Annotated in this window: 11 protein-coding genes; 2 read left to right on the forward strand and 9 right to left on the reverse strand. The window is 32.1% G+C overall.

Annotated elements, in window-relative coordinates:
* Positions 1–6: 6 nt before the first annotated feature.
* Positions 7–1,947 carry a sialate O-acetylesterase gene (locus BT151_RS08905; RefSeq protein WP_084647910.1) on the reverse strand — a complete coding sequence of 647 codons (1,941 nt, stop codon included), beginning with the start codon at positions 1,945–1,947 and terminating at the stop codon, positions 7–9.
* Complete coding sequence (locus BT151_RS08910) at positions 1,944–3,077, reverse strand: endo-1,4-beta-xylanase (RefSeq protein WP_245794768.1); 1,134 nt, start codon at positions 3,075–3,077, stop codon at positions 1,944–1,946. Before BT151_RS08910 ends, BT151_RS08905 begins: the two co-directional genes overlap by 4 nt.
* 184 nt (positions 3,078–3,261) lie before the next feature.
* On the opposite strand from BT151_RS08910, the gene BT151_RS08915 reads away from it, so the two are divergent.
* The gene (locus BT151_RS08915) at positions 3,262–4,248 is read left to right on the forward strand and encodes an aldo/keto reductase (RefSeq protein WP_072401447.1); all 987 of its coding nucleotides are present in this window, start codon (positions 3,262–3,264) and stop codon (positions 4,246–4,248) included.
* Positions 4,249–4,257: 9 nt separating this feature from the next.
* Here the strand turns inward: BT151_RS08915 and BT151_RS08920 are convergent, their stop codons facing one another.
* Genes BT151_RS08920 through BT151_RS08945 form a run of 6 tightly spaced genes read right to left on the reverse strand, consistent with a single transcriptional unit; the run spans position 4,258 to position 12,184 of the window.
* Complete coding sequence (locus tag BT151_RS08920) at positions 4,258–5,529, reverse strand: glycoside hydrolase (RefSeq protein ID WP_072401448.1); 1,272 nt, start codon at positions 5,527–5,529, stop codon at positions 4,258–4,260.
* A 4-nt stretch (positions 5,530–5,533) separates the two neighbouring features.
* Entirely contained in the window at positions 5,534–7,117 is a 1,584-nt protein-coding gene (locus BT151_RS08925) for an aldehyde dehydrogenase (NADP(+)) (RefSeq protein WP_245794770.1), read from the reverse strand.
* Positions 7,107–7,940: a fumarylacetoacetate hydrolase family protein gene (locus BT151_RS08930; protein WP_072401449.1), complete on the reverse strand. Its 834-nt coding sequence runs from the start codon at positions 7,938–7,940 to the stop codon at positions 7,107–7,109. Before BT151_RS08930 ends, BT151_RS08925 begins: the two co-directional genes overlap by 11 nt.
* Positions 7,940–9,289: a GntP family permease gene (locus BT151_RS08935; RefSeq protein ID WP_072401450.1), complete on the reverse strand. Its 1,350-nt coding sequence runs from the start codon at positions 9,287–9,289 to the stop codon at positions 7,940–7,942. The genes BT151_RS08930 and BT151_RS08935 overlap by 1 nt, the downstream gene beginning before the upstream one ends.
* 5 nt (positions 9,290–9,294) lie before the next feature.
* Positions 9,295–11,016 carry an IlvD/Edd family dehydratase gene (locus BT151_RS08940; protein ID WP_072401451.1) on the reverse strand — a complete coding sequence of 574 codons (1,722 nt, stop codon included), beginning with the start codon at positions 11,014–11,016 and terminating at the stop codon, positions 9,295–9,297.
* On the reverse strand, positions 11,009–12,184 hold the full coding sequence (locus BT151_RS08945) for an endo-1,4-beta-xylanase (RefSeq protein WP_084647911.1): 1,176 nt from the start codon (positions 12,182–12,184) through the stop codon (positions 11,009–11,011). Before BT151_RS08945 ends, BT151_RS08940 begins: the two co-directional genes overlap by 8 nt.
* Positions 12,185–12,343: 159 nt before the next feature.
* On the opposite strand from BT151_RS08945, the gene BT151_RS08950 reads away from it, so the two are divergent.
* The gene (locus BT151_RS08950) at positions 12,344–13,372 is read left to right on the forward strand and encodes a LacI family DNA-binding transcriptional regulator (RefSeq protein WP_072401452.1); all 1,029 of its coding nucleotides are present in this window, start codon (positions 12,344–12,346) and stop codon (positions 13,370–13,372) included.
* 17 nt (positions 13,373–13,389) lie between these two features.
* Here BT151_RS08950 and BT151_RS08955 read toward each other — a convergent pair whose 3' ends face one another.
* On the reverse strand, positions 13,390–15,069 hold the full coding sequence (locus tag BT151_RS08955; protein WP_084647912.1) for a GH35 family beta-galactosidase: 1,680 nt from the start codon (positions 15,067–15,069) through the stop codon (positions 13,390–13,392).
* Between the last annotated feature and the right edge of the window lie 64 nt (positions 15,070–15,133).

The following is a 15,133-nucleotide window of genomic DNA, read 5'->3' on the forward strand; positions in this document are numbered from 1 at the left end:
TTATAGTTACCAATTATCTGTTCTAAACGGTGAAGCTGGTAAGTTTTCTTTATTGTATAAATTAGCTTTATCTGGGTTATCTGCCCATGCATATCTTACTGCAACTGGGTTTTTAACTGCTTCACTAGAAACGATTATTTTATTCTTTTTAATTACAGCTTTAGCCCATAGAAATTTTTGGTCTGAACCAGCAATTGCGAATTCTTTTAATTCTCCACCTTTAGCGACTAAGCCACTTCCTATATTATCAAATTTAAGAATGATTTTATTTCCTTTAATTTTTTTACCTTTTAAAGTAGGGCCTGAAGAAACTATATTCTTTTCTTTATATGCTAATTTTCTAGCAGCCAAAACCAATCTTTTTGCAACATCTTTTTTATTTAAAGGATGAATGTCATTCCACTCACCTAAATCTATAGCTACTGCCATGGCTGTATTTGGTAGAGATAGTGTTTTAAGTTGTGCGTCTCTTAATTCTGCCCAACTACTTTCTGTTGGATGACTATTTGATTCCTGATAATTTGGCAATTGAACAAACAAAAAAGGAAAATCACCTTGATTAAACTTCGCTCTCCAATTTTTAATTAATGCAGGAAATAGTGTTTCATACTCTTTAGGATTTTTAGTATTTGCTTCGCCTTGATACCAAACAGCTCCTTTAATAGTATAATTTAATAAAGGACTTAACATGGCATTAAATAAGCCTGTTGGTTTCCATCTAATAAATGTTTGTCCTTCTTTTGGCGGCATTTCGGCACCCAATTTATACTTCCAGATTCCTTTCAAATCTATTGTTTTATCATCAGATTTAATTTCATAAGGTTTGTCTAAATAAAAACCTCCATCACCACTTTCATTAATAACTCTAACCGTGATATTATTTTTTCCTTCAACTAATAAATTAGAAGGAATGTTATAACGCCTTGGTGGGTATTTATAACCTGTTGTGCCAACAAAAGTTCCATTTACATAAACGGAATCTGAATCGACAACCCTACCTAAATTAAGTTTTAATGTTTTATTTAACATAGATTTAGGGATTTCTATGTCTTTTCTAAACCAAACTACACCATTTTTACCTGCAATTTTTTCTTTATCCCAATAACCAGGCACTTCCATTCCATCCCAATTAGTAGTGTCTATATTTTGACTATACCAAGGATTATTTTTATTCCCTAAATCTTTATTAAAAAGTTCGTAATGCCAATCCTTCCAATTTTGATTATCATAGTTTTGAATTTCTCCTATTAAATCATCATTCTTGAATTTTTGCAATTCTTCATAATAATTCGGAAACTCTTTTAAAGCATCTTCACTTAACCAAGATTCGGCTGGAGCACCTCCTAAACTGGAATTAATTATACCAATGGGAACGTTATATGTTTTGTTTAATTCTTCAGCAAAAAAATAAGCAACAGCCGAAAATTGTAAAATATTATCTTGATTAACTTCTTTCCATGTTACTGCTTCAATATCTTCTTGAGGTTCTTTAAAATTATACCTCTTTGGAATTTCTATGTAATGTATTTTTGGGTTATTGGCAGATTTAATATCATCTTCATACAAGGGTTTTACACGTTGCATTGATATTTCCATATTAGATTGACCTGAACATAACCAAACATCGCCTACTAGAACATTATTAATAGTTATTGTATTTGTACCAGAAATAGTCATTACATATGGTCCACCAGCTTTAAGATTGTTTAAAGCGAACACCCATTTTCCATTGGCATTCGCTTTAGTTTTATAAACTGTGTTATTGAAATCAATATTTATATTTTCCTCTGGTGATGACCAACCCCAAATTTTAACTTCGGCGTTTCGTTGTAATACTAATCCATCACTTATAAGTGAAGGAAGTTTAACTTCTGCACTTACAAGATTAATACTAACAAACCAAAAAAAAATGTTTAAAAAAAGTACAATTATTTTGTGCAACTTCATTCTTTAGAATCCGCTTTCAAATTAACTATACTATAATAGGCCTTCTTTTTTCCATTATTTCTATCAAACAATAATGGGTAATTTGTTCTACCATTAATTGGCCAATCGTTTTTCCATGACTCACCATCATTTACACCCCAAAGTGTTACACGACTAATTTTATCTTGATGTTTTAAAAATAATTTAAAAATATCGGCATATCTATTAGCTAATTTAACTTGTATAGAATCTGGAAGTTTATTTGGATAAGGATTCATTGTTGCATCACCACTTTCAAACTTTACATTTACATCTGCACCTGTAAAATCCCATGGCATAGGAATTACAGAAACATCTAATTCTGTAATAGCTACTTTGATACCTAAATCTGCATAGTCTACAATACTTTTTTCAATCTCCTCTAAACTAGGCGTATCTAAATCCCAGTGCCCTTGCATGCCTATACCGTTAACCTTTGTTCCTAGCTCTTGCATTCTTTTAATCATTTTTATAGCACCAGCTCTCTTGCTAGGATTCGTCATACTATAATCGTTATAATATAACTCTACATTTGGGTCAACTTTCTCTGCTATTTTGAAAACTAATGATAAATAATCTTCACCTAGCACATCTAAAAACACTGTTTTTCTTAATGTACCATCATCATTTAATGCTTCGTTTACAACATCCCAAGCATCAATTTTTCCTTTATATCTACCAACTATTGTATTAATATGGTTTGTTAATACTTCAACCATTTCGGTACTATCGGTTATTTCTTTAAAAAATGGTGATAATTGACTATGCCAAACTAATGTATGCCCTTGAACATGCATATCATTTTTTTCAGCTAAAGCCACTAACTTATCTGGAATTTCAAAATTGAAAGTATCTTTTTGTGGATGAATTAACATCGATTTCATTACGTTTTCTGGCGTAACACTGTTAAACTCTGAAGCAATTAAGGCACTTTGAACAGAATCCTTCTCTAATATTTGATTTACATTTAAAGCAGCTCCTATTAAGAAATTATCTTTAAACACATCCCTCAACCCTTCAGGCTTAACAATTTTTTCTTCTTTTTTTTGACAGCTAGTAGCCATTAATAGTATGAGTACTAAAGCACTATAAAAATATTTTTTATTCATCATAATTTTAGACTTAATTAGTTTAATGCAATCGGTTGCGTAAATATATAAAAAAACTATTAATAATTATTATCTTGCATATGTTTTATAAAAAAAGCTGTAAATCTATTATTATGCAAAAAATAAAAGTACTTTTTTTTTTAAAAAAATTAAATTCAATAAATGTTAAAAAAAATTAATCAAAATTATGAAATCAAAATCTTTAGGAAATAGTGGTTTTAATGTAAGTGAAGTAGGTTTAGGATGCTGGCAATTAGGTGGCGATTGGGGTGATGGTGTTTCAGAAGAAAATGCTTTTAATATCATGACTAAAGCTGTAGAACAAGGTGTTACCTTTTTTGATACTGCCGATGTTTATGGAGCAGGACAAAGTGAACGTGTTATTGGCAAGTTTATAAAACAACACAAACCAAATCTAAAAATTGCAACAAAGTTTGGACGTGATGGAAGCGTTTATCCAGATAAATATACTGAAGAAGCTTTACGTAAAGCTATTGATGATTCTTTAAATCGTTTAGGAATTGATGCTTTAGATTTATTACAATTACATTGTATCCCTACTGATGTTTTATATGAAGGTTCTATTTTTAATTGGTTACGTACTTTAAAAAAAGAAGGTAAAATAAAAGCTTTTGGTGCTAGTATTGAAACTGTTGAAGAAGGACTTTTTTGCATTGAGCAAGAAGGTATAACTTCTCTTCAAATAATTTTTAACATTTTTAGACAAAAACCACTAGAAGAACTTTTACCTAAAGCCAAAGCGAAAAACGTTGGAATTATAGTAAGGTTACCATTGGCTAGTGGATTGTTAACAGGAAAGTTTACAAAAGAGAGCACGTTCTCAGAATCTGACCACAGAAATTATAACAAAGATGGTGACGCTTTTAATGTTGGAGAAACATTTGCTGGATTACCATTTGAAAAAGGCGTTGAACTTTCTAATAAGATTAAAGACAACTTTTTAACAAATGGTTTAACCATGGCTCAATTTTCTCAAAGATGGATTTTAGATCACGACGCTATAAGCTGTATTATACCTGGAGCTAGTTCTGCTTCACAAATTAATTCTAACTGTAGTGTTTCCAGTTTAGAGCCTTTAAGTTCTAGTATTCATGAAGCGTTACAAGATTTTTATAAAAACGAAATTCACCAACATATTCGTGGTCCATATTAAAATAAAAAATTAATTACTTACAAAAGTTGTGATACTTTTAGCTGGTAATGTAAAATTAAAAGCGTCTATATCTGTATTCAAAGTAACTGCTGTTTTTGCTACTAGATTTTCGGTTTCAGAAGTAACATAAGGAGTTACTGAAGTTACCGAAGTGCCTTCAATAGCAAATTGTTGAACAACGCCAGAAGAACCAGAATTTATAGCTACAATAACGGTTTTTCCATTGCCATTATAGGCACTCACATAAATATTAGCTTTAGGGCTAACAGTAGCATCAACCCGAACATATTCAGGTCTAATAAATTTTGTGTAATTTGACATGATATAGCCGCGTTTTGTAATGACTCCATCTTCACCAAGTGGACCATAAAAACGTTTAGCATACCACCAAATATAAGCGTTAAAATTTCCGATAGTCATACAATCATGAATTTCTTTCCCAGTTGCAAAAACGGCATCCCAAGTAATTTCTGTATCTAAATGTTCAGTCATCCAAACTTCTTTGTTTTTACTCCTTGCTAAAGGATAATCCGCTAATCCACCACCATAAATATGTCCTCCAACAATATCAACATTACTTGCTGCAATGTCATCGTTTAGCATGGCATCGGTTGTTGAATGATTAAAATTGAAAGACTCAGGAGAAATAACCTTAGTATTTGTTATTAATGAGCCATAATCTTTTAAGAAATCTCTAATTTGAAATGCAGTCCAATCGCACGATTCGTAATCTACTTGAATATCAGGTTCGTTTTGAATTCCTATGGCATACAAATCAGCATTATTAGTTGCCATATATTCTGCAAAATCATTTAAATAATTGGCATAATCTTCATAAGATTCAGTTTTTAAAAAACCTCCAGTTAAATTATTATTGGTTTTCATACTTGAAGGAGGACTCCATGGTGATGCTACAATTCGTGCTCCTCTAGCCTTTGCACTTAAAGCTCTATTTAATTCTTTGGTTCTATAAGTATTATCTGTTGCTACTCGAATTCTTAAAATAGATAAACCTATTTCTTCACTGTTAGTCCCAAATAGTTTATTAAAATCAGAATCATTTAATTCCGAAACTCCAGAAGGATCAAATACTGTTGCTGCACCAAAACCTCTAATAATTTGTTTTGTATTATTTACTTTAATTATTGAAGCATCTGGTAGTATTGTAGGTGTAGGGTTCGGTTTAGGAGTTGGATTATCATCACCGCCACCACAATTACTTAATAGACCTAAAGCAAATAATAAAGCAACTAGTTTAATTTTTACATAAATTGTTTTCATAATTCTATTTTTTTATTTCTCCATTAATCATTCTAAAAATATTTAGTGAGTTTTTATCCTTTAACTCATCAGACAATAAATCCTGAGGAAAATTTTGATAACAAACAGGACGTGTAAAGCGTGTAATTGCTCCTGTACCAACTGATGTTGAACGACTATTCGTTGTTGCAGGAAATGGTCCTCCATGAACCATAGAATGACACACCTCTACTCCTGTTGGAAAATTATTTATTATTAATCTACCAACTTTTTGCTCTAATATTTCAATTAAATCGGTATGATTTTTTAAGTCTTGTTCAGTCGCAAATAATGTTGCAGTTAAGTGCCCTTTTAACTTTTGTGCTGATGCTAATAACTCCTCTTTAGAATCTGCTGTAATTGTAATGGTTGATGGGCCAAAAACTTCTTCTTCTAAATAATCTTCAATTAAAAAGTTTTTTGCTGAAGTTTTAAAAACATGTGCACTTCCTTTAAAACCTTCATTATTTTCTTTTCCTTGTGCCAGTAATTCAATTTCATTGGATAAATTTTTAACGTCACTATCAAAAGAAGATTTAATTCCGCTATTTAGCATCGTATTTGCATCAACTTGTTGAAAATTCTCAGATAACTTTTTCTGAAACCCTGAAACAGAAGCATCATTATTTAAAAACACAATTCCTGGGTTAGTACAAAACTGTCCAACTCCTAAAGTAACAGAGCTTGTTAAACCTTGCGCTATTTCATCTCCTCTTTCTTTCAAAGCATTTGGCAGAATAAAAACAGGGTTTGTACTTCCCATTTCAGCATAAACAGGTATGGGTTCATCACGTTTATTAGCGGCATTAAAAATAGCCACACCTCCTTTGTTTGAACCGGTAAATCCTATGGCTTTTACCAAAGGATGATTTACAATAGCCATACCAACAGCAACAGATTTCCCTTGAAGCATTGAAAAAGTACCATTTGGCATATTTGTTTTTTCTACAGCTTTTTGAATGGCTATTGCAATCAATTCGCAAGTTCCAGGATGTGATGGATGTGCTTTTACTATAATAGAACAACCGCTAGCCAAAGCTGAAGCTGTATCTCCTCCCGCTACTGAAAATGCCAAAGGAAAATTACTAGCGCCAAAAACGCCAACAACACCTAAAGGTTTTTGCATGGAACGAATGTCTGGTTTTGGAAGGGGTTGCCGATCTGGAATTGCTGTATCAATTCGTGCATCTACCCAAGAACCTTCTCTTAAAACACTTGCAAATAATTTTAATTGATTCATTGTTCGCCCGCGTTCGCCAGTAATTCTTCCTTCTGGCAAACCTGTTTCAGCACAACATCTTTCAATTAAAGAGTCTCCTAAATTTAAAATTTCTTCAGCAATAGCATCTAAAAAATCGGCTTTTTCTTTACCGCTTTTCTTACCATAAACTAAAAATGCTTCATTAGCTTTTGTAACGGCTTCATTTATTTCTTCACTAGTTGCTTCATGAAAATATGTTTGTAATTCTGTTCCGCTAGAAGGATTAATTGCCACAAACGTTTCTGTTCCTTGTCCCGATGATTTTCCTGCTATAAAGTTTTGTCCTGTTAAATTCATGTTATCGTACATAATTTATTAATGTTCCTATATTATCTATAGAAATTTCTATTTCGTCTTTACTTTGTAATGTGAATGCTGTTGTTGGTACAATTCCTGTTCCCGTCATTAGTAAACTCCCATATTTAAACGAGCATTCTTTATATAAATAACCAACCAATTCTTTTGGTTTGCGCTTCATTTTACTGATTTCTATGGTTTCATCAAAAACAATTTCAGTATTTCTTATAATTTTCATGCTTATTTTAGAATCATCAGATAGCATTTCATTTGAAACAAGCACGCACGGACCTAAACCTGCACAAGCATCATAGGTTTTGGCTTGTGGTAAATACAGTGGATTTTCGCCTTCAATACTTCGTGAACTCATATCGTTTCCAATGGTATAACCAATAATTTTACCTGAAGAAGTAATTACAAGTGTTAATTCTGGCTCCGGAACATCCCAAGAAGAATCTTTTCTAATATTTACTTTCCCGTTTGATGGAACCGTTCTGTTTACTGTTGCTTTAAAAAACAATTCTGGTCTGTCTGCATTGTAAACACGTTCGTAATAATCACCTCCGCCCGCATCTTTACTTTCTTCTTGTCTGCCTAATTTACTGTTAAAATAGGTAACACCACTTGCCCATAATTCCTGACTTTGCATAGGTACTAGCAAATCTTTTCTTATTATTTCTTCTGCATTATTAATAGGTTTTAATGTTTTAACAAGTTGATTTAATTTATCTGATAAATTATCATCATTAATTAAATCATCCCAGTTTTCATTAATTAAATAAAATGAATTTTGAATTTCAATTAAAATCCCCTTTTTAGTATTATAAACCTTCATTATGCTAAAATTAAATATAAAATGAATAATAAAATTGCTGCTGAACTTCCTAAAATCAATGTTCCTAAAGTATGAAAACGGTAACCCATTTTCACATCCATTCCTGATAACCTTGTTACAACCCAAAAGAAACTATCGTTAGCGTGTGAAACCACTGCAGACCCTGCTCCTATTGCAATTACAACCATGGCTTTTTGTGTTTCGGTTTCAAAACCTAAAGTACTCATCATGGGTGCTAAAATAGATGCTGTTGTAACCAATGCTACGGTTGATGATCCTTGTGCTGTTTTAATTGCTGCTGCTAATAAAAACGGTAACCAAATGCTAATATTGATGTTTGATAATGTTTCACCTAAAGTTACTGCAATTCCTGAATCTCTCAAAACTTGTCCAAAAATTCCGCCAGCACCAGTTATTAATAAAATTGATGATGCGCCAACGAGTGCTTTTCCAATCCATCCAGATGTTGAAAACATATCTCTGCTTAACTTTTTTGGAAGTGTTAACGATAAAAAACAACCTATTAATAATGCGATAAATGGTGTTCCTAAAAAGAATAAAATTTTTATTAATGTGCTAAATGATTCAAAATCTACTTCCTTAAAACCTCCTAATGAAGTTAATAATGATTTTACAACTATTAAAATAATAGGAACAAAAATTGGAATGGTAGATTTAAACGCACTTGGAGCTGTTTTTAAACGTTGAGTAATTTCTTCTTGTGTAATATCTGGATCTGGATCGATATACGTTTTTGAAACAACTTTTTTTACAAAGACTAATCCCATAGTTAAAGCAAATAAGCTTATTGGAATCCCAAATAACATGACTAAACCTAAATCTGCATTCAAATAATGAGCCGCAGCAATAGGCCCAGGAGTTGGCGGCACCATGGTATGCGCTGCTGTTAAACCTAGTGCCAACGCGATAGCCGAACCTGATAAAGTTATTTTAGCCTTTTTAGATAAACTTTTATTTAATGGCGCGAGCAACATAAATCCGCTATCGGCAAAAACAGGAATGGATACAAACCAACCAATAATTCCCATGGCAAATGGTATTTTTTTCTTTCCAGTGAATTTTAAAACTTTTTCTGCTAATGCATAAGCGCCTCCGGAATTTTCGAGAAAAGCACCAATGATGACACCTAAAATTATAATCATTCCAATACCTCCTAAAGTATTTCCAAAGCCTTTATTTACAGATGTAATAATTTCATTTAATGGCATTCCTACAACTATTCCATACAAAATGGCTACCAATAAAAGCGCAACAAAAGGATGCACTTTGAGTTTGGCTGTCAGTAAAATGATTAGTAAAACTGATAATAATAAGTAAAGAACTATCATATTATTTAGTGTAAATCTCTATCCACTTTTGAGCCTGAACCACCAACTAAAATATCTAAATCTGCTCCAACATCTGCACCTTCTACATGGTCTAAATAAATGCGTACATAACCTCTTGTTGCCATAGGTTCTGGTGCTTTCCAATTCGCTTTTCTTCTAGCTAATTCTTCATCAGAAATATTGAGTTGTAATAATCTTTTTTCAACATCTAGTGTAATCATATCTCCGTTTTGGACAATAGCTAATGTTCCTCCTATTGTTGATTCTGGTGAAATGTGAAGTACGACTGTTCCATATGCTGTACCACTCATTCTTCCGTCGGAAATACGAATCATATCTTTAACGCCTTTCAAAATCAATTTTTCAGGTAAATCTACATTGCCAACTTCTGGCATTCCAGGATATCCTTTTGGTCCAACACCTTTTAATACAATAACACAATCTTCATCAATATCTAAATCTGGATTATCAATACGATTATGGTAATCTTCCATAGACTCAAAAACGACAGCTCTTCCTGTGTGTTTCATCAATCGTTTTGTTGCTGCTGAAGGTTTAATTACAGAACCATTTTCGCATAAATTGCCTTTTAAAACAGCAATTCCTGCATGTTCTTGTAGAGGCTTTTCTATTTTAGCGATGATTTCATTGTCATAGCATTTTGCTTTTACATAGTTTTCTCGAAATGTTTTACCATTTGCAGTAATAATATCTTGGTGTAATAAATCACCTAATTCTTTCATAACAACAGGTAAACCACCAGCATAAAAGAAATCTTCCATTAAATATTTTCCTGAAGGCATTAGGTTTACTAACAGTGGAATATGACTCCCAACAGCATCAAAATCTTCGAGTTTTAAATCGACTCCAATACGTCGTGCAATAGCAATTAAATGAATAATTAAATTGGTAGAACCCCCAACGGCTGCATTGGTAACAATTGCATTCTCAAAAGCTTTTCGAGTCAAGATTTTAGACATGGTTAAATCTTCTTTCACCATTTCCACAATACGCCTTCCAGATAATTGCTGCATCACTTTTTTGCGAGAATCTGCTGCTGGAATTGATGAAAATCCAGGAAGTGTTAATCCTAAAGCTTCGCTCATAGTTGCCATTGTTGAAGCTGTTCCCATTGTATTACAATGCCCAATACTTCGAGCTGCACATATTTCGGCTTCACGCATATCTTCAGCATCAAATGCTTCCGTTTTTTGTTTTTCTTTTATCATCCAGTTGAATGAACCAGAACCAATAGTTTCTCCTCTAAAACGACCATTCAGCATTGGTCCACCAGGAACAACAATAGTTGGTAAGTCTACACTACATGCTCCCATAATTGTTGAAGGTGTTGTTTTATCACAACCTGTTAAAAGTACAATTCCGTCAAGCGGGTTTGCTCTGATAGACTCTTCAGTATCCATACTTGCGAGGTTTCGAAACAGCATGGTAGTTGGTCGCATAATCGTTTCACCTAAAGACATTACTGGAAATTCTAGCGGAAATCCACCTGCTTCTAAAATACCTCGTTTTACAACCTCAGCAACATCACGTAAATGTCCATTACATGGTGTTAAATCGGACCAAGTATTACAAATTCCAATAACAGGTTTGCCTTCAAAATAATCATCTGGATAACCTTGATTTCGCAACCATGAACGATGTACAAAACCCATTTTATCATTACCACCAAACCACTCTTGACTTCGAAGTTTTTTGTCTTTACTCATTTTCGTGGTTTTTAGATGGAACATTTAAAACTGCCTTAAAAGCAGGTTTTGGCTTTTTATTTCTATCGTAAAGCAATGTGTAATTCGTTCTATTAGGAATTGGATAACCATTTTTCCAAGACATGCCATCATGTAATCCCCAGAAGGTTACGCGATCTATTTTATCTCTTTTTTTATAAAATATATCAAAAAGTTCGGCATATCTATCAGCTAATTCTTGTTGTTGAGCTTCTGGTAAACCATCTTGATAAGGATCCAAAAATTCTTTAAATTCTTCTAACTCATATTGAGGATGCAACAACCCAGAACCTATAATTTGTCCCTCTTTAGTTAATGGTAAAACATCAACATCCAACTCGGTAATCATGACTTTTACACCTAATGAAGCAAATGAATCTATAGCAGCTTCTATGTATTCATTTTTAGGATAATTAAGTCCCCAATGTCCTTGAATTCCAACACCATCAATTCGAATATTTTCCTTTTGAAGCATTCTAACCAAACGCATGATACCATCTCTCTTTGTAGGTCGCCACGCATTAAAATCATTATAGTATAATTCAGTATTTGGTGCATATTTACTTGCAAACCTAAATGCATTTTTAACCAAAGTATCTCCATTTCCAACGCCATTAACCCAAGTTGTTGGTCTGTATGAGCCATCGTTATCTATCACTTCATTTACAACATCCCATGCGTGAACTTTACCTGCATATCTGCCTGCAACCGTTTCAATATGATTTCGCATACGCTCAATTTGAGCTTCATGTGTATTTGGATTTCCTTCTTTATCTTTAAAAAACCAATCAGGCGTTTGATTATGCCAAACTAAAGTATGACCAATAATAAAAAAATTATTTTTCTGTCCGAATTCAACAAAATCATCAGCAGGCTTAAAATTGTAAACTCCAGGTTCGGGGTTTATTGGTGCCGCTTTCATAATGTTTTCTGGAGTAATGGCATTAAACTGCTCTAAAATAATATCTTGAGACTGTTTGTCTTTACCTGATATAATATCTTCATTAAGCGCATTACCAATTAAAAAAGCATGTTTATAAGCATCTTTTAATATAGTTTGCTTTTCTTTTTTGGTTTCATTTGATGAGCAACTAGATAAGAAGATTATTAATAACAGTATTGTTATTAAAAAAAGTGGTGGTTTTTTCATTAGTTTAGTTTTTACGCAACCGATTGCTTAAATATACAGAAATTTATATTTATCTTCAATTCATGTAAATATAATTGCATTTTTCTAAATATGTTTTACCATTTTATAATATGTTCGCAATAAAATATTAAATTTACAGAATAACGACCAAAATCTTATATGACTAACAACAAGGATGTTACAATTTATGACATCGCCGAAAAATTAAACTTATCAACTTCTACGGTATCAAGAGCTTTAAAAAACCATAGTAGCATAAGTAAAAAAACAACAAAAAAAGTAAACGATGCTGCAAAGGAAATGGGTTATACACCTAACACTTTAGCATCCAGTTTACGAAGCAATAAAACAAAAACTATTGGTGTGTTAATATCACGAATTAACAGACCTTTTATGGCTTCTCTTATAAGTGGTATTGAAGAAACTGCACAAAAGGCTGGATATAATGTTATTATTACGCAGTCTCATGATTCATATCAAGATGAAGTCGATATGGCCCAAGCTCTATATAATAGTAGAGTTAGTGGCATTATCTGTTCATTAGCCATGGAAACCACAAAAACAGATCATTTTCAGCAATTTATTGATAAGGGTATTCCTTTAGTTTTTGTTGATAGGGTTCCAAAGGAATTTAACACCTATCGTGTAATGATTGATAATTATTCCGCAGCTTTTAAAGCAACAAAGCATTTAATTGAGCAAGGTTGCACACGTATAGCACATATTGCAGGTTTAAAGTTTAGAAATATTTATAATGAACGTGAAAGAGGTTACAGAGACGCACTTAAACAATATAATTTAGAGGTTGACGAAGATTTGATTGTACATGTAAAAACAATGAGTTATGAAGAGGGAGAAAAAGCTACAAACAAATTACTTGATTTAGAAACTCCTCCAGATGGTATATTTTCTTCTAATGATACAACAGCAGTAGCAGCAATACAAGTGGCAAAAAATAGAGGGTTAAAAATCCCTGAAGACATTGCTGTTATAGGTTTTAATAATGATCCTATTTCACATATTATCGACCCAGGTTTATCAACCATATCTCATCCAGCATTTGAAATGGGAAAAACATGCTCTAAGAAAATATTAAAACATTTAAAACGATCAAAAATAGATAGTATTACAGAAATTACTTTTTTAAATACCGAAGTCATTGTAAGAGGGTCATCTAAACGAAAATAATTATCATTAGAGAATAATTATTCGTAATCGTATAATGTGAACCTTTGTATTGTAACATCATCGTTAAATGAGCGTATATGTCTACCTTGATGCGTTTGATCTCCGTTTAAATGTTGATAAACATTCCAATTTCCATTTTTAAAATATCCTTTTTCGGCTTTTAAAATTCCTGTATTTAAGTTTGGATTTTTAATGTTTTTAAAAGTTAATGAAACACCAAAACCAGCATAAAAGAATTCGTTTTCATCATTTTGAATAATAATAGCTCCAGATGGTTCCCAATTTTCAGATGATGAATTTGGTTCCCAGCCTAAATTAAATGTATGGGAAACTTTAAATTCATAATCGCCAAAAACCAATAATACTTCTTTAACATCCTTATCTAATAATACACCTTCAATTTTATTTTGCCCTTTATTTATATCTAAAATTGGTTTTATTTGATTGATAATATCATAAACTTTGGCTAGTTTTTCTTCTTTAGGTTGCAATGGTTTTGATGGGATTTGTTCAATTGAAAAAGGCGAAAACCCTAAACTTTCATAATGACCAATAGTAAAAAGTGCTTTAGCTGCAACTGTATTATCAAAACGATGTTCTGGTATAAATAATGTATTGTTTTGTCTTGCGTATAAATCGCACCAATATTTAATATTTGGGAAATAAAAATCTGGTGAAAGCATATCAACCGAAGAACATCCTGCTTTCCAAACATCCATTAAATGAGGTAAAGGTCCTGCGCTTGGATATTCTCCTGGATTCTTATTTGGCCTGTTTAATGCTGCATTAACAAACATTGGTAAAGGATAAATTTCTTTACCCGAATCTATTATTTGCTTTGTGTATTGTGCAAAATACCAAGCCATAAAAATTTCGTCTGTATGTAAACCTTTTCCAAAAACCTCTTCCCAAGTTCCATTAATTTTAAGTCCGTTTTTATTCCAAATGGTATAAAATTCAGGAACTAATTCTCTTTCATTTTTCTGAAGATAATCCATCAATTCTTTTGGAACATCTTCTTTAAATTTCTCATTTGCTAATGGATGATAATCTCGAGCGGTTGGTAACATTCCTATTTCATTTTCAGGTTGCACCATAATTACCGTATGATTATTACCATCAAATTCCTTAATATGTTGCATTAAAGTTTTAAACGCAGTTAAATCTGCTTGCAAATTATTATTGCTAAACGGTGTTAAAATTTCGTGACTTTTTCCACTATCATCCTTAACTCTTGGATATTTTTCTTGATTTTTTTTCACCCAAGATGGAACATGACTTGACATACTATTTTTCCAAGAGCCAAACCAAAGCAACACCAATTTTAAATCATTATTTCTTGCTTTAATAATTAAATCATCTAATAATTTAAAATCAAATTCACCTTCTGTTGGTTCTATTAATTCCCAATAAACAGGAGCCAAAACAGTATTTAAATTTAAAGTTTTTAGCCGTTCCCAAACTGGTTCCATACTTTCAATACTTGTAAATGTGGAATTAGAAAGTTCACCACCAAGAATTGTATAAGGTTGATCGTCAACAATTAATTCTGTTGCGTTTCCTTGTTTTTTTAAATGAGGAATACTTTTAGCACTTTCACTTTCTTCTTCTGAAATTGAAGACGTTTTACTTTGATTGCATGATATAAAAAGAAGAATGACTATTGACAAAAGGTATTTATACTTTATTTTAATCATTCTTTCTTAATTTCATTTTAATTAATAAATAAATTCTATGCTTTAAAATTCAAGATTCACTTTA

Source organism: Flaviramulus basaltis, assembly GCF_900114265.1.
Lineage (GTDB): Bacteria > Bacteroidota > Bacteroidia > Flavobacteriales > Flavobacteriaceae > Flaviramulus > Flaviramulus basaltis.

Coding starts and splice junctions, on each gene's coding strand:
- BT151_RS08905 (WP_084647910.1), bottom strand. CDS start 1,947: ATGAAGTTGCACAAAATAATTGTACTTTTTTTAAACATTTTTTTTTGG.
- BT151_RS08910 (WP_245794768.1), bottom strand. CDS start 3,077: ATGATGAATAAAAAATATTTTTATAGTGCTTTAGTACTCATACTATTA.
- BT151_RS08915 (WP_072401447.1), top strand. CDS start 3,262: ATGAAATCAAAATCTTTAGGAAATAGTGGTTTTAATGTAAGTGAAGTA.
- BT151_RS08920 (WP_072401448.1), bottom strand. CDS start 5,529: ATGAAAACAATTTATGTAAAAATTAAACTAGTTGCTTTATTATTTGCT.
- BT151_RS08925 (WP_245794770.1), bottom strand. CDS start 7,117: ATGTACGATAACATGAATTTAACAGGACAAAACTTTATAGCAGGAAAA.
- BT151_RS08930 (WP_072401449.1), bottom strand. CDS start 7,940: ATGAAGGTTTATAATACTAAAAAGGGGATTTTAATTGAAATTCAAAAT.
- BT151_RS08935 (WP_072401450.1), bottom strand. CDS start 9,289: ATGATAGTTCTTTACTTATTATTATCAGTTTTACTAATCATTTTACTG.
- BT151_RS08940 (WP_072401451.1), bottom strand. CDS start 11,016: ATGAGTAAAGACAAAAAACTTCGAAGTCAAGAGTGGTTTGGTGGTAAT.
- BT151_RS08945 (WP_084647911.1), bottom strand. CDS start 12,184: ATGAAAAAACCACCACTTTTTTTAATAACAATACTGTTATTAATAATC.
- BT151_RS08950 (WP_072401452.1), top strand. CDS start 12,344: ATGACTAACAACAAGGATGTTACAATTTATGACATCGCCGAAAAATTA.
- BT151_RS08955 (WP_084647912.1), bottom strand. CDS start 15,069: ATGATTAAAATAAAGTATAAATACCTTTTGTCAATAGTCATTCTTCTT.